Source organism: Gilvimarinus japonicus (assembly GCF_042847215.1).
Taxonomy (GTDB): Bacteria; Pseudomonadota; Gammaproteobacteria; order Pseudomonadales; family Cellvibrionaceae; genus Gilvimarinus; species Gilvimarinus japonicus.
This window is the reverse complement of the sequence record NZ_AP031500.1, coordinates 2302860-2324090: the sequence shown is the minus strand read 5'-3', so window position 1 is coordinate 2324090 and position 21231 is coordinate 2302860. Positions and strand designations below refer to the sequence as shown.

14 protein-coding genes are annotated in these 21231 nt (G+C 52.5%); 8 read left to right on the top strand and 6 right to left on the bottom strand.

The window, feature by feature from the left end; translation table 11 throughout:
• Positions 1–18 precede the first annotated feature (18 nt).
• A complete protein-coding gene (mdoH, locus tag ACGHAD_RS09935; RefSeq protein ID WP_382415303.1) occupies positions 19–1893 on the top strand; it encodes a glucans biosynthesis glucosyltransferase MdoH in 1875 nt (624 codons plus the stop codon).
• Between the two features lie 3 nt (positions 1894–1896).
• On the opposite strand, the gene ACGHAD_RS09930 is transcribed toward mdoH, so the two are convergent.
• The 6 genes from ACGHAD_RS09930 to ACGHAD_RS09905 are packed head-to-tail and all read right to left on the bottom strand — an operon-like array spanning position 1897 to position 9119.
• On the bottom strand, positions 1897–3609 hold the full coding sequence (locus ACGHAD_RS09930; RefSeq protein ID WP_382415305.1) for a BatD family protein: 1713 nt from the start codon (positions 3607–3609) through the stop codon (positions 1897–1899).
• A gap of 24 nt (positions 3610–3633) precedes the next feature.
• Positions 3634–5631, bottom strand: coding sequence for a VWA domain-containing protein (locus tag ACGHAD_RS09925; protein WP_382415307.1), 1998 nt, complete (start codon positions 5629–5631; stop codon positions 3634–3636).
• On the bottom strand, positions 5628–6677 hold the full coding sequence (locus tag ACGHAD_RS09920) for a vWA domain-containing protein (protein WP_382415309.1): 1050 nt from the start codon (positions 6675–6677) through the stop codon (positions 5628–5630). The genes ACGHAD_RS09925 and ACGHAD_RS09920 overlap by 4 nt, the downstream gene beginning before the upstream one ends.
• Positions 6670–7179 (bottom strand): DUF4381 domain-containing protein, encoded by a 510-nt coding sequence (locus ACGHAD_RS09915; protein WP_339615018.1) that lies wholly within the window; start codon positions 7177–7179, stop codon positions 6670–6672. Before ACGHAD_RS09915 ends, ACGHAD_RS09920 begins: the two co-directional genes overlap by 8 nt.
• Positions 7176–8150 carry a DUF58 domain-containing protein gene (locus tag ACGHAD_RS09910; protein ID WP_382415311.1) on the bottom strand — a complete coding sequence of 325 codons (975 nt, stop codon included), beginning with the start codon at positions 8148–8150 and terminating at the stop codon, positions 7176–7178. The genes ACGHAD_RS09915 and ACGHAD_RS09910 overlap by 4 nt, the downstream gene beginning before the upstream one ends.
• Positions 8151–8159: 9 nt before the next feature.
• On the bottom strand, positions 8160–9119 hold the full coding sequence (locus ACGHAD_RS09905; RefSeq protein ID WP_382415313.1) for an AAA family ATPase: 960 nt from the start codon (positions 9117–9119) through the stop codon (positions 8160–8162).
• 371 nt (positions 9120–9490) lie between these two features.
• On the opposite strand from ACGHAD_RS09905, the gene ACGHAD_RS09900 reads away from it, so the two are divergent.
• The 7 genes from ACGHAD_RS09900 (at position 9491) to rpsA (ending at position 21109) form a co-directional block, all read left to right on the top strand.
• Positions 9491–14350: an NAD-glutamate dehydrogenase gene (locus ACGHAD_RS09900; RefSeq protein ID WP_382415315.1), complete on the top strand. Its 4860-nt coding sequence runs from the start codon at positions 9491–9493 to the stop codon at positions 14348–14350.
• A 280-nt stretch (positions 14351–14630) separates the two neighbouring features.
• A complete protein-coding gene (locus ACGHAD_RS09895) occupies positions 14631–14924 on the top strand; it encodes a ComEA family DNA-binding protein (protein WP_382415317.1) in 294 nt (97 codons plus the stop codon).
• 258 nt (positions 14925–15182) lie between these two features.
• Positions 15183–15932, top strand: coding sequence for an orotidine-5'-phosphate decarboxylase (gene pyrF, locus ACGHAD_RS09890; protein WP_382415319.1), 750 nt, complete (start codon positions 15183–15185; stop codon positions 15930–15932).
• Entirely contained in the window at positions 15922–16596 is a 675-nt protein-coding gene (gene cmk / locus ACGHAD_RS09885; protein ID WP_382415321.1) for a (d)CMP kinase, read from the top strand. The genes pyrF and cmk overlap by 11 nt, the downstream gene beginning before the upstream one ends.
• Positions 16597–16835: 239 nt before the next feature.
• Positions 16836–18197 (top strand): phosphomannomutase CpsG, encoded by a 1362-nt coding sequence (locus tag ACGHAD_RS09880; protein WP_382415323.1) that lies wholly within the window; start codon positions 16836–16838, stop codon positions 18195–18197.
• A 54-nt stretch (positions 18198–18251) separates the two neighbouring features.
• Positions 18252–19145, top strand: a complete 894-nt coding sequence (galU, locus tag ACGHAD_RS09875; protein WP_339615026.1) for a UTP--glucose-1-phosphate uridylyltransferase GalU — start codon at positions 18252–18254, stop codon at positions 19143–19145.
• Between the two features lie 281 nt (positions 19146–19426).
• The gene (rpsA, locus tag ACGHAD_RS09870; protein WP_339615027.1) at positions 19427–21109 is read left to right on the top strand and encodes a 30S ribosomal protein S1; all 1683 of its coding nucleotides are present in this window, start codon (positions 19427–19429) and stop codon (positions 21107–21109) included.
• Positions 21110–21231 lie beyond the last annotated feature (122 nt).

Below are 21231 nucleotides of genomic sequence, written 5' to 3'. Positions count from 1 at the left end.
AAACAGCAGGAGTCATGTGTGCCAGCGAAACAAGCTGAAATCTCTATGTCGGGCATCCTAGGGCGTCGGGTGTTGTTTTTTAGTCTGGTGTTTATGCTCGGTGGGTTAGGCATCGGTATGATGTTTGAAATTCTTCGGCCCAATGGGGTAACCCTATTAGAGATAAGCTTGTTGCTGTTGTTTGGCATCACCTTTTTGTGGATTGTCTTTGCCTTTACCAGTGGCGCGATAGGGTTTGTGTTGCAGTTAATGCGGCTCGACCCACTTAGCTTGCGCCGGCAGTCCTCGGTGCCAAGTCCCGAGCCCCGTGTTGCGACTCGCACAGCGGTTATTATGCCGGTGTACAACGAGGATACCGCCCGCGTTATTTCGGGTTTCGAAGTCAGCTTGCGCTCGCTTGAGGCTACCGGTCAGCTCGATGCTTTTGATTTTTACCTGCTGAGCGATACCCAAGACGCAGAGCTCGCCCGGGCCGAAGCCGGTGCCTGGCAGCAGCTTTGCCGGCGGTTAGGGCCGCTGGCGGCGCGCGTAAACTACCGTCGGCGCACGGATAATAGCGGCCGAAAAGTTGGCAATGTGAGCGATTTTTGTTGTCGCTGGGGGGATAAGTACGAGTCGATGATTGTCTTGGACGCCGATAGCGTGATGACTGGCGAGTGCATGCTGTCGCTGGTTCACGCTATTGAGCAAAACCCCAACGCTGCGCTGGTACAGACAGTGCCGATCCCCGTGCGGCAGCACACAATGTTCGGCCGGTTTTTACAGTTTGCGGCCGATTTATACAGCCCAATGTTGGCGACTGGTTTAGCCTTTTGGCAAACCGATACGGCCAACTATTGGGGGCATAACGCGATTATCCGGATTGAGCCCTTTATGCAACACTGCGGTTTACCCGAGCTAACCGGTCGCGGTCCTTTTGGTGGCGAAATCTTAAGCCACGATTTTGTCGAGGCGGCCTTATTGCGTCGCGCAGGTTGGAGCGTGGTGCTGTTGGCCGACCTCCGCGGTAGCTATGAAGAAGTACCCAGTAATCTGTTGGATTACGCGACGCGGGATCGCCGCTGGGTGCAGGGCAATATGCAACACTTGGCGTTGCTGACAGGTTCGCGATTGCATGGTGTTAGCCGCTTACACTTTTTGCTGGGGGCGGTGGCTTATGGCTCGTCCTTGTTGTGGCTAATGATGCTGGCGCTTAGCAGTATTGATGCGGTCGTCCGGGCGTTATCAAGCAATGTATTTTTCACCGCGGGCTTTCAGATGTTCCCCAATTGGCCCATCGCTAAAACGGGATTGATTTTTTCTTTGTTGAGTTTAACGGTGGCTCTGTTAATTCTTCCCAAAGTTTTTGGCGTGGTGATCGCGTTACAGCAAAGACGCGCCCAGTTCGGTGGCACGTTACGGCTTTTAATGGGCTCGCTGATTGAAACGGTGTTTGCTATTTTAATCGCACCATTAATGATGGTGTTTCACGCTTACTTTGTCGTATCCGTGTTAATTGGTCATAAGGTGAGCTGGAATGCTCAGGCGCGAGAGGGGCGTATGGTTCCTTGGGGCGAAGCTTTTGGGCACACATTTCCCGCCACCTTGGTCGCCATTATTTGGGGTGCCTTGACCTATGTGTTAACGCCGGTGTTTTTCTGGTGGATGACGCCGGTGCTGGCCGGGTTAGTGTTGGCGGCACCTATTGTGCGTTACAGCAGCAGCTTAGCTCTGGGTGAGTGGTTGCGAAACTTAGGTATTTTTATTGCACCCTCGGAGGCCCAAGAGCCTAAGGTGTTATCTGATTTAGGCGTTACGCTAAGCGGCCAAAACGAGGTATACCCAGATGTACCCGAGCCGGCATTGCCCGCTTCACGCTGGCGGGATATGCCGATTCAGAGCTTTGCGAAATAACCGCTAGCTGGGGTACAAAGGCGCAAGGGGCGAGTTCGACGCGTCGCGCTTTTGTACGCGCAGCTGTTGAATCAAAGGCAGTAATTTACCCGGGTCAAACTCACTGTTATTAGGGCGGTAAATCGCTTGGTCCAGTGCCCGCAACTGCCGCAATAGCTCTTCCTCATGCTCAGCGTTTGTAGCAAAGCCAGCGATTCGCTCAAGGCGACTGATCGGCTGGGAATAATGCATCTGGGCCCACCGCAAAAGTGCGCTGCGCAGTTCTGGTAAGTCGTGCTTTGCTCCCGCTTTTTTAATTGCTCGCCACAAATTGTGATCTTGTTTGTCGGACGATTTTATTTGTTGCGGCTGACTGCTCCGCGCGCGCAGATAGAGCGCTGTAACGATCACAAGCAGTATTAACGTGATCGCTTGTGAAATAATGAGATAGCGTGAAACGGCTCCATATTGATAGCCCGTGGCGGTTTGTGGGGCACCGCTTAATGATGTCGCTGTCGGCTTGGGCGGCGTTGCCGCCGCCGCAGGAGTATTGCCACCTACCGGCATTGCTGTTTTCGTTTGCGTTGCCGGTAAGCGGGCGGTTTCAAACTCACCGGTTGTGGTGTTAAACCACTTGAGCTCTATTGGCGGCAAGGTTTTACGGCCAGCCTCACTGGGCACCATGGCAATGGTGTCTGTGCGCTCACTGCTTAACCCCGTTTCAGAGCGACGCTCTTGGGTTTGAGGTTTGTCAGCGTAAGTACTAAACCCCGCTACATCAGGTGTCGCAATAGGTGGCAGTTGGCTTGGGTGTAAACCCTCGGCCTTTAAGGTAATGCTGCGTGTAATAGGTTCACCGGCGGTGAGCGATTCGGTATCGTGACTAAAATGCTGAGTCAAACTGATTGAACTGGCGGGTAGCCACGGTCCGTTACCATTGGCCGCCGGTATAGGTTTTACTTCAAGCTCGGTGGGTGAGCTGCGCCCGCGTCTAACATCGCCGCCACCAAAGCTGAGTATTGATTGGCGGCGTGAGCGCAAGCGCACTGCGTAATCGAGTGAGGGCAGGGTCAAGGTGCCACTTTTTTGTGGGTAAAGAGCAAAGGTTAGCTCATAAACAGCATAGGGTGTACCGCCCACCTCGGTTACGTATTTATTCTCGGCAATTGCCTCAATTAGCGCGTCATCTAGTGTGAAGTCTTGTATTTCTTGGGCGTCAAAATTCTGTCTTGAATAAATCTTAGCGTTGAGTAGCACTTGCTCTTGAACATAGACACTGCTTTTATTCGGTTCGAGCGTCATAAAAAGCTCCGCACCGGCGGCCGCTGGGTTTTCTGGCGCATCACTGACGGAAATGGCGATAGACTCTGATTGGGCGCTTCCGGTGCGGATACTGGGAATAATTAGCTCGCCGCGGCGCTTAGGGGCAAGGGTTAAGGTCCACTCAAAAAACGCGTCGTGTTTGCCGTTGATATTGGTCGATCGCTGAGTGCGATACGTTGAGAGTATTTCAAAGTCTTCTTGTACTGGCGAGAAATCAGGCTCGGAGTTCTGGCTGCCGCCGCGCAACCGAAACTTAACGTTCAGTTGATCGTTTATGTTGATTTGCGTGCGGTCCGCCTCGGCACTTAAGGTGGCGCTAGCCGCCTCAGCCGAAATGCTGATGCCGGCGACGCAGACGGCCAGTAGTACCAGCAGCCGCAAAAAGTTAGCGCTTAAAACCAGTGGTTGGATCATAGTCTTACTTCTACTCATCGGTTGTTACCAGCGTTGCTCAGAGTTGCCAAACGTGTTCAGCTTTTTCTGTTGCCGATCCTGGCGTTGTTGGTTGTATTCATAGCGAAATTTATTGCGCAGCAGCCCAGACGGATCATCCGGTATTTGCCGTAGCCATTGTTCGGTAGCTTGGCGAGCCTCTTGCTCTTCAGGCGTTAATGGTTGTGCCTGAGCCTCGATTTCTTGCTCACCTTCACCGTCCTCTCCAGTATTCTCGCCAGTGTTAGCGCCGGAGCTGGCGCTAGAGGTTTGTTGTTCGCTTTGCGCTTGATCTTGAGCGCTTTGTGAGTTGGCAGAGGACGACTGCCCGTCGTCGTTTTGTGTATTTTGTTCGGCCTCGCCCTGAGACGGATCTGAGGAGGCCGCAGAGTTTTGCGGATCGGATTGCCCCGGCTTATCCTGTGGGTCTGAGGGCGAGCCGGATGAGGAGTTGGCTCCAGATTGAGAGTCAGCACTGCTGTTGTCACTCTCGCTATTTTGCTCGCTTTGCTGCTGATCCTGCTGCGAGTTTTGTGATTGTTGTTGCTCAGATTGTGACGAGTTTTGCCCGGATTGATCTTGTTGCTGCTGACTCTGTTGTTCTTGCTGCTTTTGTTGTTCTTGGAGCTGCTCTAGGAGTGCCTTGTTGGCCTTGGCGTCGGTCATTTCCGGGTCTGCTTTTAGTGCTTGTTTGTAGGCATTCAGCGCTTCGTCTAATTTGCCAGCGCGGGCCAGAGCATTGCCCCGGTTGTAGTGGGCCAGTGCGCTGTCATACTGGGCAAAGCTGTTGGCGGCAGCCTCAAAGTTACCGGCGCGGTATTGCGCTGTACCTTTCCATAGTGGATCTTTAAACGCTTCGGCTGCGCTAGCGGTATCACCATCACTCAGTGCTTTGGCCCCGCGCTGGTCTGGCGTTAAAAAGGCCTTGTTTAAAATAGGGCTCTCTAACGCTTGTGCCTGTAAGGGAGGCGACTGGACGGCCAATAAAGGCAACATTAATATGGCCACGACCGTGCCGCGACGAAAGCTTAACAGTAATAGTGGCAGTAATAGCAGTACCAACCACGGACCGCGATCGAGCCATTGATCCATTTTTTGGTTGCGCGTGTCGTCATCCTTTGGCCGCTCTAAAAGACTGCCTGCAGGGTTTAGGTAGTCGATATCTTGCTGGTCGACGGTGTTGGTAATGTAACGTCCACCGTTATTCTGCGCGAGTTTTTGCAATCGGGCGCTGCCTAAACGGGCGATCACCACATCGTTACTAGCATCGCGAACAAAACCACCGCGACCAGAGGGAATGGGGGCGCCAGCATCGGTGCCAACGCCCAAAATCAACAAGCGAATACCGGTGTTTTTTAAAGTCTTGTTGATATTATGCGCTGCATCGGTTGTCACCTCATCTGTGACCAATAAAATGTGGCCGTGGTCGTAGCCGGCATCACTAAACATTTTTAAGGCCCGCTCTATGGCGGCCTCTGGGCGGCTACCGGGGACAGGCATAATAGAGGGCGTTAACGTGGGCAACATGGATGCAATGGTTTTGGTGTCGTCAGTTAACGGGGTCACTAAATGGGCGTCGTCGCCGTATACGATGAGCGCGGTTTCACCTTCGTCGCGCGCTTTAAGTAGCTCGGCGACTTTTAGCCGGGCGCGCACTAATCGGCTCGGCTTAACATCCTTTACGACCATTGAGGGAGACAAGTCGAGGGCGATAATAAGGGCGTTGGCTTGGCGGTGTACCGGTGAGCTCTGGCGCTCCCACGCGGGCCCCGCTAATGCTAGGCAGGCAATCACTAATGCACTTGCGACGGCGATAACACCTAAACGCGACTGTTTTTTGCTAACCCCATCGATTAAATGAGTGAGCAACTCGGGGGCAATTAATTGCTGCCAGCGCGAGTGGTTGGCCCGCGTGCGCCACAGGACTGCGACAAGGATGCCAACAGGCACGATAAGCAGCAGTGCCCAAGGTCTTAAAAAATGAAACTCTGTTAGCCAGTTCATGAGTCTGCTCCCGCGGTTTGACGATGACTGGTGCGAGCGGCTGTCGTACCAAACGGAATAAAGCGCAGTGCGAGTAACAGGGTTAGTAGTAATGCCAATCCAAGCGGCCAAAAAAACAGTCGTTTACTGGGGCGTACTTTTAGCTCATCCAGCTCGATCGGCTCCAGTGCGTCGAGACGCTTGTGAATAAGCTCCAGCTCTTCGGTCGAACGGGCGCGAAAGTATTGCCCGCCGGTTAGCTCGGCGATCTCTTGCAAAGCTCCTTCATCTAAGTCTCGTGAGGGATTGTAGCGTCGCGGGCCAAAAGCGGTTTGCACGATTTGCTCTTCGGCGCCAAAGCCGATGGTGTAAATCTTTACGCCCATATCTCGCGCTTTTTGCGCGGCGTCCATGGGCTCTGTTTGGCCGGCGGTATTGGCACCATCGCTTAACAATATAATACGGCGGCTGCCTTCGGGGCGATCTTTGAGTCGTTTAATAGCCAAACCCAGGGCATCACCAATGGCAGTAGCGGCGCCGGCAAAACCGATTTGTGCCTCTTGCAGGAGTTGGTTAACCGTTGCCGTGTCGTACGTCAGCGGCGCTTGTAGATAAGCTTGATCGGCAAATAGTATTAACCCTAAGCGGTCTCCTTGACGCTGCCGGGCAAAATCGCCAATCACCGCTTTCACGGCATCTAAGCGATTGTAGCTGCGGTTTTGAAACTGCATGCTAGTAACGCCGGGAGGCAGCATGTCTTTTTCATCCATACTTTTTGAAATGTCGACCGCTAGCATTAAGTCCCGACCGGTGTAAGGCAGGGATTTCGCTTCGCCTAACCAGCGCGGGTCAGCGGCGGCAAGCACGCAGAGCACCCAAATAAGCCATAGCAATAAATAGTTGGCGATATTTTTACGGCCGCCCTGAGAGCTTTGCCCCATGCCGTGTACCTGATTAAAAAACGGTACACGCAAAGCGGCATCATTTTGTGTCTTAGCGGGCACAAAGCGCATTAGCAATGGGGCGGGTAATAGGGCCAGTAGCCAGAGCCAGCCGAATTCAAACATGGGCGTGCTCCTGTGGTGTTACGTTGTTTTTGATTTTGTGCTGGCTTATCCAGCGCTTTGCCAGCGCGGTAACGGCTTTGTGGTCAACCTCGGGAGAGGGCTGATAGGCCGCCTCGCCTAATGCGCGTCCGCAACCTTCGCGAAACGCCGTTGAGTTTTTTGCCAGCGATTGGTCAAGGTAGGCAAGCCAAGCTTGGCCGCTTAGGGTCCCGATTTTATAGTTTCGGTTGCGATGCAGCGCTACACGTTTAAGTATGCCGTTAACCGCTGCGATAAACTCGTTTGTGTTGAGTTTGCTATTGGCTAAAGCTTGCAGCTCAGTTTGCGCTTGCGTTACGTAGCGGCGCTGGCGTTTACGTTTTAACGCCCACAGGATCAGTGCGATAAGTAAAGCCACACCAATAAAAATCACCACCCACCAGCCTAGGGCCAGCGGCCACCAGGCAACGGGGTCGGGGGTGTGAATATCTTTTAATTGTGCCAGAGGATCGGTTGGGTTCATGGTGTGCGCTTGCTACTCGATTGTCGCTGTTGCCGGCCAAAACGTTGGCGTAGTCGCTCGACTGGGTCGTCACTGGTGCTAATGTCGATTACCTCCAGACCCAGACGCGCGGTGGTGTCACTAAGCTGTTGCTCGCGGCGTTGGTTGAGCTCGCGATACTGCCTTTGAAAACGCTTGTCGCCCACCGGCAGCTGTTGGCGATCGTGGCCGTTGGTAATAGTGAGCTGGCCGCTACCGCTGATGGCGTGCTCTAGTGGGTCGTGAGTGCGGATCAGGGTGATATCTAAATGTCGGTGCAAGTGAAACAATTGCTTTTCAGTCTCGGCGTCTAGATCGTGTAAATCACTGACAATAAATAGCGCTGAGCCGGGCTTGGCGATACGACGTGTGTCTTTAAGCATTTGCGCCAGAGTTAATGGCCCGCTACCAAGGGGGCTGGTTAATCGGTGATTAAACGATTGCAACAGTTGCAGTCCTGCCAGCACCGTGTGCTTGCTACGCTTAGGGCGTAGGTCGCGAAATTCTTGATCGTTAAAAACGAGTGCGCCAAGGCGGTCGCCCCCTTCGAGGGCGGCCCAACTTAGTAGGGCGCTGATGTGGCAGGCGAGTACCGATTTAAAACAGTTAACACTGCCAAAAAACATGTCGGGGCGCTGGTCGCAGAGGATGTACACGGGGCGCTCGCGCTCTTCGCTGTACAGCTTAGTGTGCGGGACCTGGGTGCGAGCGGTAACGCGCCAGTCAATTGCGCGAATATCGTCGCCGGCTTGATACAAACGAACTTCTTCAAAATCGACACCGCGGCCGCGAAACCGAGTACGCAGGCGGCCGCTTTGCATGCTGCGCGCCGGGCGACGGGCAAACAGGTTTAGCTCCCGCGCGGCAAATCGCGCGCGTAGCAAGTTGCCCATGTCGCAGTAAGCGCCTTGGGCTCGGCCTAGTGCGTTAATCGCTGGCTTATTGGCACCCATAAATAAACCTTAGGCAACTGGTACGCTGGCTAGCAGCTGATCGATGACATCGTTGGCTGTGGTGCCGGCGGCTTCTGCTTCAAAGCTCAAGATTAACCGGTGGCGCAGGCAGTCGTGAATTACCGCAGCAACGTCGTCGGGGCTAACGTAATCCTTACCGGCGAGCCAGGCGTGGGCACGGGCGCAGCGTTCTAGGGCGATGGTGCCCCGGGGGCTGGCGCCATATTCTAGTTGTCCTGCGAGAGTTTCACTGTAGTCCCCGGGGCGCCGGGTGGCGTTGATGAGCTGGACGATGTATTCCTCTACGGCATCGCTCAAATGTAGCGAGAGAATGTCACGTCGTGCGTTTAAAATAGTGTCTTGGCTAATCGGCGGTGGTGGTGTCGCTGCGGTGGCGCTGGCCTCGGCGCGGATAATCGCCAAGATTTTGCGCTCGGCGGCAATGTCGGGGTAATCAACATTGACGTGCAGTAAAAACCGGTCGAGCTGAGCCTCGGGGAGCGGGTAAGTCCCCTCTTGCTCAATGGGGTTTTGGGTGGCCATCACCATAAAAAGCGGTGGTAGCGGGTAGGTTTTGTTGCCCACGCTCACCTGGCGCTCGGCCATTGCTTCAAGCAGGGCTGACTGCACTTTTGCCGGTGCGCGGTTAATTTCATCGGCCAAAACTAGGTTGTGAAAGATCGGGCCGGCTTGGAATTCAAAGCTGCCGTGTTCGGGGCGGTAAATGTCGGTGCCTGTGACATCGGCCGGCAATAGGTCCGGAGTAAACTGGATACGATTAAAATCGCCTTCAATGGCGTCCGCCAGGGTTTTAATCGCCTTGGTTTTTGCCAGCCCTGGAGCGCCCTCAACCAATAAATGGCCATCGGCGAGTAGCGCGATCAATAGGCGCTGGACTAAGTGGGGTTGACCAACAATTTGATCGTTAAGCCAGTGGGTTAGGGCTTCGATGTGCTGTTGTGGCTGCATGGGATAAACCTTCGTTTATATTTTGTCAGTTTATGTGTGCGGTATAGAGCCGTTGCGGTTAGCCGCGCTAGCAAGTGGCCCTATAAACCCAGTTTTTGTACATAAAAAGACCAGTTGGGGTTGTGAACGATACGATGATAAGTGGCAGTGAGTCGCACTTTTGGCGTTCAAATCCGAATAACAGGCCGTAGACTCACAAATGTGGCGTCAGTTCCTTAAAATTCAAGGGAATTCTACGCTTATCAGCTTAATAAAGGTGCTAATGCTGTCCTTTATTTATTTAGCTAAATTTACTTACTCTTTTTATACAAGTGAGCCGCGCGTTTGCTAAGGTATGAACACCAACTGAAAAACAGGAGTGATCAACCGCAATGAGCAACACTGATGTTTTTTCGAGTGCAAGCGACCAAGTTGTGCAAAAAGTCACCGATACGGTAGCGGCGCAGGCCAAGCCCGATCAAGCTGAAGCTTGTCGACAGTGGTGCCGGTTGTTTTTTAGGCATTTTCCGGGGGAGGATTTTGATGGGCGTCCTTTGGGCGATGTTTCCGCCTTAGTGAGTTGGATCTGGCAACAACTCACTTACACAGAGGCTTACCCCAATGTGCAAGTTTTTAACCCGCACCACGAGACGCACGGCTTTGATGGTGCTCACACAGTACTATTGGTGCATCAGCGGGACATGCCATTTTTGGTTGATTCAGTCAGGCTCGAATTAACCGCAAAAAATATCCCGATTTACAGTGTGAAAAGTACGCCGTTTGCGGCAGATCGTCCTGATGGATGGTTGCGTAACGTTGCGCCACTAAACAGTCAAGAGGCGCCCGCGGAGGCGTTGTTGTACTTTGAGATAGGCACGATTACCGATGCCGATGTGTTGCGGGAGCTGGAGCAGGCCCTGCGAGAGGTGCTGGGACAAGTCGTGCAGGTGGTGCGCGACTTTCCGAACTTAAAAGCGTGTGCGCAGCAAGTGGCCGATGAGCTCGATGGTGTCTTGGATGACAACCAGTTACATGGTGTTGCCGGGGCGCAGGAGTTTTTACGGTGGTTGATGGCCGACCACTTTACCTTTTTGGGCTACGCCGAGTTTGACCGGGTTGAACGTGATGGTCAGGAGGTATTACAAGAAAATACCGCGCGAAGGCTTGGGTTGTTTGACGATGGTGGGCCGCGCAAAGTAAAAACCTTTGACGGTTCAAGCCCTGGTGTGGAGCGGTTTTATTTGTCACCGTCGGTTATGGCGTTTAGTAAGTCGCCCGAGTTAAGCCGCGTGCACCGGCATGTTTACCCCGATTACGTTGTGGTGAAACGTTTTGATAACACAGGTGCAGTATGCGGTGAGGCGCGCTTTTTAGGTCTTTACACCTCTTCGGTTTACTACGACTCGCCTGAAAAAATCCCCTTGGTACGCGATAAAATCACCGAGCTGCGGGAACGAATTGGCCTAAACCCCTGGACCCACGAGGGTAAAGCGCTCGCACAAGTGATAGCGACCTACCCAAGAGACGAGCTGTTTCAGGCGAGCACCGCCGAGCTCTATGAAACCATCACGGGTATTTTAGCGATAGGGGAGCGCTATCAGGTGCGGGTGTTTGCGCGCGCGGACAGGTTCGGCAAGTTCTTAAGCTGTTTGGTTTATATCCCCCGAGACTTATTTTCAAGTGCAGTGAGAGAGCGTATACAGACTTATATTGCCGAACAGATTGGCGCGTGTGATCAGCAGTTTAATACTTATTTCTCAGAGTCCGTATTAGCGCGTGTTCACCTGGTGTTTCGCCTGCCGAAAGATGACAGCGCTGAGTTTGACCTAGAGGCGATAGAGCGGGGTGTGGCTGCTGAGGTTCGATCTTGGGAGGATGATTTATATCAATCCTTGAAGGAGGTTTACGGCGAAGAGCGTGCCTGGCAACTGCAGCAAAAATACCGGCAAAGTTTTGGCAATAGTTACCAGGAGTATTATTGCGGTGGTGACGCGGTTGCCGATATCGCAATATTAGAGTCGCTTACAGCAAACGATGAGCCTCTCGCTCTAGAGCTGCTGGACGGCGAAGAAGCGAAAACACTGCGGTTTAAATTATTTCACCGTGGGGATGCGGTCGCCTTATCGGATATTATTCCGTTAGTGGAAAATATGGGGTTACGGGTTATTGCCGAGCATCCGTTTCGCCTTAAACATCACACAGGTGTAACGATCTGGCTGCACGACTTTACCTTGCAACCTCGCCGCGGCGAGGTGGTGTTTAGCCAAGCTTTAGCCGAGCGCTTTAAAAATACGGTGGAGGCGCTGTGGTACGGTCGTGCCGACAACGATAGCTTTAATCGGTTAGTAATCGACGCCGGTTTAGATTGGCGCAGTGCTGATATGTTGCGTGCTTATGCCGCTTATCTGCGACAAACTTTAGTGAGCTATACGCTCGATTACGTTGTTGATGCCTTAGTCGCTCACTCAGATATTACGGCACAACTTTGTCGTTACTTTGCGATCAAGTTTGATCCGAATTGGCGAGCAGAGAACCAAGATGAGGAGAACCATAAAAACCGAGACGTGGCGTTAGAGGATTGCGAAGCCTCAATATTGGCGGCGCTCGATGATGTTGCCAATCTCAACGAAGACCGGATTATTCGTCACTACCTGAATTTATTGAAGGCGAGCTTGCGCTGTAACTTTTACCAAGGGCGTGAGCGGGATTATTTTGCGGTTAAACTCGCCTCGCGACGTCTGCTAGATATCCCCGAGCCCCGGCCTTTGTATGAAATATTCGTATACTCTAAGCGTTTTGAAGGGGTGCACTTGCGTGGTGGAAAGATCGCCCGCGGAGGGCTGCGCTGGTCCGATCGCTTGCAGGACTATCGCACCGAAGTGCTGGGACTGGTAAAAGCGCAGCAAGTTAAAAATGCGGTAATTGTGCCCAGCGGCGCCAAGGGCGGCTTTGTATGTAAGCAGGCAGCACAATTAAATCGCGATGACTTCTTAGCCGAGGGCATCGCCTGTTATAAGCAGTTTATCAATGCATTGCTGGATTTAACTGATAACTTAGTCGACGATAAAATCGCACCGCCTGAACAGCTGTTGCGTTATGACGAGGATGACCCATATCTAGTGGTTGCCGCCGACAAAGGCACGGCGAGTTTCTCGGATACCGCCAATGCTATCGCTCTTGAACACGGGTTTTGGTTGGGCGACGCATTCGCTTCCGGCGGGAGTCATGGATACGATCATAAGGCCATGGGGATTACCGCTCGCGGCGCTTGGGTGTCAGTGCAGCGACATTTTTTAGAACGTGACCTCGACGTTCAGAAAACCCCGTTTAGCGTGATCGGTATCGGTGATATGGGCGGTGACGTGTTTGGTAATGGCATGTTGTGCTCCGCGCAAACAAAGTTGTTGGCGGCGTTTAACAACTTGCATATTTTTATCGATCCAAGCCCTGATCCGGCGGCCAGTTATGCCGAGCGCGAGCGTTTATTTAAAATGCCACGCAGTAGTTGGGCTGATTACAATCGCGAACTTATAAGTGCCGGTGGCGGGGTGTTTGAGCGCAGCGCCAAGTCGATTTCGATTAGCGATGCAATGCAGGAGCGCTTTGCGTTGGAGGCCGATCAGCTGACGCCAGATGAACTTATTCATAAACTGCTGCAGGCACCTGTAGACCTTATTTGGAATGGCGGCATTGGCACCTACGTGAAAGCCCGTCAAGAGTCGCACGCGGATGTGGGGGATAAAACCTCCGATAGTTTACGTGTCAATGGTGAGCAATTGCGCTGCAAAGTCTTTGCCGAGGGCGGCAATTTAGGGATGACTCAGCGTGGCCGGGTAGAGTTTTGTCGCAACGGTGGTGCTTGCAACACGGACTTTATCGACAACTCAGCTGGGGTCGATTGCTCTGACCATGAAGTTAATATCAAAATACTGCTGGCCGATTTACTGAAACGCGGAGAGCTGCAAGAGAGTAACCGCGATGAGTTGCTGGAGGCGATGACTGAAGAGGTGGCCGCCAGTGTGTTAGCTCATAATTATCAGCAAACGCAAGCCATTAGCTTGGCCGAAGGAGATGTGCTAGAGCGCAGCTCAGAATACCGCCGTTTTATTAATCATTTGGAGAGCGAGGGAAAGCTTGATCGCACCTTGGAGTTTTTACCGAATGATGAGGAGTTAATTGAACGGCATGGTAAAGAGCAGGGACTTACTCGGCCCGAGCTGTCGGTGCTTATCTCGTATGCCAAAGTGGATCTCAAAGAGCAGCTTGCGAGCTCCGTCATCGTCGATGAGCCAAGCGTCAAAAGGCTGTGTGCTGAGGCGTTTCCCGAGCGTTTGCGCAAACCTTATAAAGACGCTATTGAGCGTCATCGGCTGCGTCGTGAAATAATCGCGACGCAGCTGGCAAACGAGTTGGTCAATCGTCAGGGTTTTACGTTTGTACAGCGGTTGCGTGATGCCACTGGGGCCGATTCAGCTAAAGTGGCGAGTGCATACCGGGTCGCTCGCGAAGTCGAACAATCGCCCCAGCGTTGGGCCGCTTTAGAGTCTCTTGACTATCAGGTGTCCGCCGAGGTTCAAATGGCGTTAATGCAAGAGCTAATGCGTCGCGTCCGGCGAACCACTCGTTGGTTTTTACGCAATCGGTCGGGGGGCATCGACATTGGTGCCGATATAGAGTGCTTCGCGCAATCGGTGCAGGAGGTAAAGCCCATGCTGGCTCAAGGCATGGCCGATACAACAAAGGCGTCTTGGCATGAACGGATTGGGTTTTTTACTGCGGCGGGTGTTTCTGAATCGCTGGCTCAGGAGACGGTATCGGCGGGGTATTTATACGCGGGTCTAGGGGTCGTGGAGGTTGCGCGTGGGTGTAACCGGGCGCTGGCATTAGTGGCGCGGGTCTACACGGCTCTGATTGAGGCATTAGAGTTGGATGGGTTTGCTCGCCAATTGAGCAGCGTCAGAGTGGATAACTATTGGCAAGCGTTAGCCCGTGAAGCTTATATGGATGATTTGGAGTCTGAGTTGCGTCGAATGACGGAGATTTTAGCTCGCGAGTGTGACCCCGCAGCGGATGCTGAAGCCGGGGCGGTGGCTGTAGAGCGCTGGTGCGAGGAGCACCGTGCCGCTATTGATCGTTGGGCCTTGATGGCCGGTCATGTTCGTGCATCGCAAACGGCTGACTATGCGATGTTTTCAGTCGCGTTGCGGGAGTTAACTGATTTGGCACGAATCGCAGAGTCAAGGCTAGATTAAACGCAATAAAAGCAAGGATGCCATAAGCACTTTGGGAGGCTGTGGTTTGCCTAATAATGTGTTTCAAGGTCGTGGAGTATCGACTGCTGACTTAACAAGCTGATGTTACGGCTCGCCTTTTGGTGGCGAGCTGTATTAGGCGCTATTTACTTGTGATGGTAAAACCGCGTACGAAATCTCTTACAAGTATTTCAGTGATGTCTTCGTTGCGCCACTATTGAGTGAAAACTAACCTGTAAGTGCGCAGGAAATGCATACTACTCAAAATAAGGAGATTCCTATGAAGCGTTTATTCTGTAGCTTTCTAATTGCCATTACCTCTGTTGTATTCTCACCGCTAGCGGTTATTGCGGCCGAACCAGATACTGCGGCAAGTACCGTCGCTCCGATAAATATTAATACAGCGGATGCCCAAGAGTTGACGGCGTTAAACGGTGTGGGAGAGGCAAAAGCCGAGGCCATTATTGCGTGGCGTGAGGAGAACGGGCCTTTTGAAAAGGTTGATCAGCTGCTTGAGGTCAACGGTATTGGAGAGGCCACTCTAAGTGATATTCGTAAGCGGGTTGTTTTGTAGCCAAACAACATGGCGACCTTAGACCATGCGCTGGACTCTAGAGCTCACCGCATGGTCTTTTTGTGTTCTGTGTTTAATAAACCGTCTTTTTGGCGTCATCGCGCCCATTTAATTTTTTGCCTCGGCGGTGATGCAAAACGGTTTTTTGTACGTAGTCTTTTCCCTATCTAGTTCGTGGTTGCTGCGAAGTCATCGGAAGTTTGTTTTAATATCGCCCTGACCGGCGTCTTGCCGGTGATAGTGCTAAACGGGGGAGATATGTCAGTATCAGGAAGGGGCACCAGCCAACCATCATCGCTACAGCCGCGTATCGTCGTGGCAATGGATTACCACAATGCAGACGACTGCCTGCGGGTGGCGCATCAATTGTCACCTCAGTTGTGCCGGCTAAAGGTGGGTAAAGAGTTGTTTACTGCGTGTGGGCCGCAATTGGTTGAGCAGTTAATGACGCTTGGCTTTGATGTGTTTCTCGATCTTAAATTTCACGATATCCCTAACACTACGGCAAAAGCGGTACGAGCTGCGGCTGAGTTGGGTGTGTGGATGGTGAATGTTCATGTTAGTGGCGGTCGGCGCATGATGCTGGCGGCGCGCGAAGCGCTTGAGGGGTTGCAGTCACCGCCGTTATTGATTGGCGTGACGGTACTGACGAGTATGGATGCCGATGATCTAGCGGGGGTCGGTGTTCAACGCTCACCAGAGCAACAGGTGCTGTATTTGGCTGACCTGGCTAAACAAGCCGGGCTCGATGGTGTGGTGTGTTCTGCGCGCGAGGCCCATGCCTTGAAGCAAGCCTGCGGCAAAGATTTTACCTTAGTCACCCCCGGCATTCGGCCGGTGTCCGCCGAGCAGGGCGATCAGCGCCGGATAATGACGCCCGCGGAGGCCATAACGGCCGGCAGTGATTACCTTGTGATCGGTCGTCCTATCACCCAAGCCGCAGACCCTATGTTGGCGTGCCGCGAAATCCTAGCGGACATTGATGGGGCTTGCGACCATGTGCAGTGATAGCAACAGCACGATAGTGACCGTTGATGGCCCTTCCGGGGCGGGAAAAGGCACCTTAAGCCAGTTGCTGGCTCAGCGCTTAGGCTACCGGCTGCTGGATAGCGGTGCCTTGTATCGCCTGGTTGCCCTCGCTTCAATCAATAAGGCCATCTCGGTTGAAAACGCGTCGGCTTTGCGTGATTGCGCGAGCACTTTGGACGTCGAGTTTGCGCCCGCCGATGACGGTGTGACGGTCATCCTTGAGGGGCAGGATGTCACTGCCGCCATTCGCCAAGAGCACGTGAGTATGCGCGCCTCGGAAGTGGCGGCGGTTGATGCGGTGCGCACCGCTTTGCTTCAGCGTCAGCGCGACTTTGCGGTCGCACCGGGGTTGGTCGCCGATGGCCGCGATATGGGCACGACCGTTTTTCCTGCGGCGCAACACAAATTTTATTTAACCGCCAGTGCCGAAGCGCGCGCCCAGCGTCGTTATCAACAATTGCTTGGGCGAGGTGAGTCGGTCGACTTAGCGGCCTTAGTGGCCGATATTCAGGCGCGCGATCAGCGCGATCAGTCTCGTGCGACGTCTCCGCTGCGACCTGCACAGGACGCGCACATTGTGGATAGCACAGAGATGAGTATCGCCCAGGTACTTGAACATATGATCGACATCATTGGCGTTTAGTCTGAGCGCGCTAATTATATTTACCGTAACTCACCATGTTGGTGCGAAAGCTGCTTTAGCTGCTACGTGGCGGCGGTGAGTAATGGCAACCCAGCGCCAGAAGGAAGCATCGGCTCGTAGCGATGGTAAACTTGGTGCATGTTTTCGAATTTTTTACATTTATGCCTCACGGTGGCGCTGCGCTTAAAAGCTGGTGTCGCCCAGATAAATAATTGATCACGCAAAGTATGGAGTCGGCAGTGAGTTCACAAAAACTGACATGTTTTAAAGCCTATGATATCCGCGGCAAGCTCGGAGAAGAGTTGAACGAAGATATCGCTTATCGTATTGGCCGTGCGTATGGCCAGTTTCTTAAGCCGCAAACCGTTGTTGTGGGTGGCGACGTGCGCGAAACCAGTGAGTCGCTAAAGGCCGCCGTAGGTAATGGCCTTAGGGATGAGGGCGTCGACGTTGTCGATATCGGCATGGTGGGTACCGAAGAGGTGTATTTTGCCACCAGTCACCTTAATGCAAGCGGCGGGATTGAGGTGACCGCGAGTCACAACCCCATCGATTACAATGGTATGAAGCCAATTCGCGAAAACTCAAAACCGATCAGCGGTGATACTGGCTTGTTGGATATTAAAAAGCTGGCGGAAGAGGGTGAGTTTGCGCCGGTTGACCCGGCGAGCCGAGGCAAACTGATAAAGCAAAGCACCCTAGATGCTTATGTTGAGCATTTGCTTGGGTATGTCGACGTCGACCAACTAAAGCCTTTTAAAATAGTGGTGAATGCCGGTAATGGCGCCGCCGGACATGTGATCGATGCGCTTGAATCGCACCTGCCTTTTGAATTTATTAAAGTTCATCATGAACCCGATCCAACCTTTCCCAATGGTATTCCCAATCCGCTTTTGGTAGAGAACCGCGGCCCAACCCGAGACGCTGTGTTGGCCCACGGTGCTAACCTGGGTATCGCTTGGGATGGTGATTTTGATCGCTGCTTTTTCTTTGATGAAAAAGGCGAGTTTATCGAAGGCTACTACTTGGTCGGGCTATTGGCCGAGGCGTTTTTAACCAAAGAGTCTGGTGGCAAGGTGGTGCATGATCCGCGCTTAACGTGGAATACGATTGATATCGCCGAGCAATGTGGCGGTAAAGCCATTCAATCTAAGACCGGCCATGCCTTTATCAAAGAGCGGATGCGCAAAGAGGACGCTATTTATGGCGGGGAGATGAGCGCGCACCACTATTTTCGAGACTTCTTTTATTGCGATAGCGGCATGATTCCCTGGTTGCTGGTGACTGAGCTGATGTGCCGCAAAAATGCGACGCTATCATCCATGATGGAAGCGTGTATCGCGCGTTTTCCGTCGCCTGGGGAGATAAACCGCGAAGTCGCCGATGCCAAAGTCGCAATCGCCAAAGTGCGTGATCACTTTCAGGCTGATGCTCTGGAGATTGATGAGACTGACGGCGTGAGTATGATTTTTGCCAACTGGCGTTTCAATTTGCGGATGTCGAACACTGAGCCAGTGGTGCGTTTGAACGTGGAAAGTCGCGCTGACCGAGAGTTGATGCAAGCGAAAACTGACGAGATTGTCGCCTTGCTCGATAGTTGAGCTGGTTTTAGTGAAAGCGAACCCGATTTCTGATTGTTGAAGAAGGAGTAGAGGATGCAAGTCAAAAAAGCGGTAATTCCGGTCGCCGGGCTGGGCACGCGTATGCTGCCTGCGACGAAAGCAATTCCTAAGGAGATGCTGCCAGTTGTCGATAAGCCTTTGATCCAGTATGTCGTCGATGAGGCCGCTGCTGCGGGTATTAAAGAGATTGTGTTGGTGACGCACGCCTCAAAAAACTCTATCGAGAACCACTTTGATACCAGCTTTGAGTTGGAAGCACAGCTTGAGGCGCGTTTAAAACGCTCGCTGCTTGAGCAGGTAAAATCCATAACCCCGCCTGGTTTGACGGTCATTTCGGTGCGCCAATCGGAGGCGAAAGGACTAGGGCATGCAATTTTGTGCGCGAAACCGGTCATCGGTGATGAGCCTTTTGCGGTACTGCTGCCCGATGTGTTGGTCGACAGCTATGAGTGCAACCCTAAGCGTGACAATCTGGCCGGAATGGTCCGCCGGTTTGATGAAACCAGCGCCAGTCAGATCTTGGTTGAAGGGGTGCCTTGGGAGTGGGTTTATAAGTACGGCGTCGTTGACTGTGGCGGCGCGGCTATTGGCGCTGGCAACAGCCACAAGATTAGTGCCATGGTCGAGAAACCGCCTGCCGATGAGGCGCCCTCTAACTTGGCGATTGTTGGGCGCTATATTTTATCGGCTGCCACCTGGGAGTTGCTTGAACGCACGCAGCCCGGTGCCGGCGGCGAGATCCAGTTGACTGACGCGCTGGATAAACTTCTCGAGCGGGAGACGGTTGAAGCCTACGAATTAGTGGGAAAAAGTCACGATTGCGGCAGTAAAACCGGCTACGCCATTGCCAATATTGCCTATGCTACGCGCAATAGCGAAGTGGGAGAGGGCGTTAAAGAGTATATTCGCGCCACCTACTGTAGTTAGCCGTAGCGTAAATTGCACCGTCCAGCCGCGCTGGGCGGTGCTTTGCGTGAAATCATGCCTTAAATATTGCTTGCCAAAACACGGTCTCTCTGCTAGCCTGCCCGACCTGCTGATACCCATAGCAAATTTATGTGGGACAGTGGTAGTAAGTCGCTACTCGCCAGTGTTAAGGGCGGCTTGCGTTAATCATTCATCAACCCGTACGTCTGGCCTTACGGTTTGCTGTAAGAGCGTCGATTTTTAGACCGCTCGCAGCGTCTTTTATAGGTAATTTTGTGACCATGAGCGAAAGTTTTGCTGAGTTATTTGAAGAGAGCTTAAAAACAGTCGATATGGTGCCCGGCACCATCGTTACCGGTGTGGTAATTGATATCGATAAAGATTGGGTAACTGTACACGCCGGACTTAAGTCTGAAGGTGTTATCCCAGCTAGCCAGTTCATCGATGAAAACGGTGAAGTTAAGCTGGAAGTTGGCGATGAAGTACAAGTTGCACTGGAAACCGTAGAAGACGGTTTCGGTGAGACCCGCCTGTCTCGTGAGAAAGCCAAGCGCGCTGAAGCTTGGAAAGTGCTGGAAGCGGCGCACTCTGCAGACGAAGTGGTTAAAGGTGTTATTAACGGTAAGGTTAAAGGTGGTTTCACCGTTGACGTTGCTGGTATCCGTGCTTTCTTGCCAGGTTCGTTGGTTGACGTACGTCCTGTGCGTGAAACCGCTCACCTGGAAAACAAAGAGCTGGATTTTAAAGTTATTAAGCTCGACCAAAAGCGCAATAACGTTGTGGTATCTCGCCGCGCGGTATTGGAGCAAGCTAACTCAGCTGAGCGTGAAGAGCTGCTGGCAACTCTGCAAGAAGGCATGGTTGTTAAGGGTATCGTTAAAAACCTGACCGACTACGGCGCGTTCGTAGATCTGGGCGGTGTTGACGGCCTGTTGCACATCACCGATATGGCCTGGAAGCGTATCAAGCACCCAAGCGAAATCGTTAACGTTGGCGACGAGATTGACGTTAAAGTGCTGAAGTTTGACCGTGAGCGCAACCGCGTATCACTGGGTCTGAAGCAATTGGGTGAAGATCCATGGTTGCAAATTACCGGCCGTTACCCTGAAGGCGCCCGCGTTAAAGCGGTTGTGACCAACCTGACTGACTACGGTTGTTTTGCCGAGCTGGAAGAGGGTGTTGAGGGGCTGGTTCACGTATCTGAAATGGATTGGACCAACAAGAACATCCATCCTTCTAAGGTTGTGAACGTAGGTGACGAGATCGAAGTAATGATTCTCGACATTGACGAAGAGCGTCGTCGTATTTCTCTGGGCGTTAAACAGTGCCAAGAGAACCCTTGGGATGCATTTGCCCGCACTTGCGCCAAAGGTGAGAAAATCACCGGTAAGATCAAGTCAATCACTGACTTTGGTATCTTCATCGGCTTGGATGGTGGCATCGACGGTCTGGTTCACTTGTCTGACATCTCTTGGCACGAAGCCGGCGAAGAAGCCGTGCGTAAGTACAAGAAAGGCGACGAGATCGAAACCGTTGTATTGGCTATCGATCCAGAGCGTGAGCGTATCTCGCTGGGTATCAAGCAGTTAGAAGCTGATCCGTTCTCAGAGTATGTTGCCGAAAACGACAAAGGTACTGTTGTTAAAGGTATCGTTAAAGAAGTTGAAGCAAAAGCAGCCGTTATTACTCTGGCTGACGACGTAGAAGCTGTACTGAAGGCCTCTGAGTTGTCTCGCGAGAAGGTTGAAGACGCGCGCAATGTGCTGAAAGAAGGTGAAGAAGTCGAAGCTAAGATTATTAGTGTTGACCGCAAAAACCGCTCTATCAGCTTGTCCGTTAAATCTAAGGACGTTGCCGAAGAGAAAGCTTCGATTAAAGAGCACTCTAGCAAGCAAGCCGAGCAAGCTGCTCCGGCCACTACCTTGGGTGATCTGATCAAGGCACAGATGGACGCGAAAGACTAAGTCTATTTGTTGTGATAAAAAAGGCCGACCTTGTGTCGGCCTTTTTTATGCCTGTTATTTGGTGTTTAAGTACAGTTGTTTATTCCGGATAATAGATAAAGATCAATAACTTACCTTCTGTT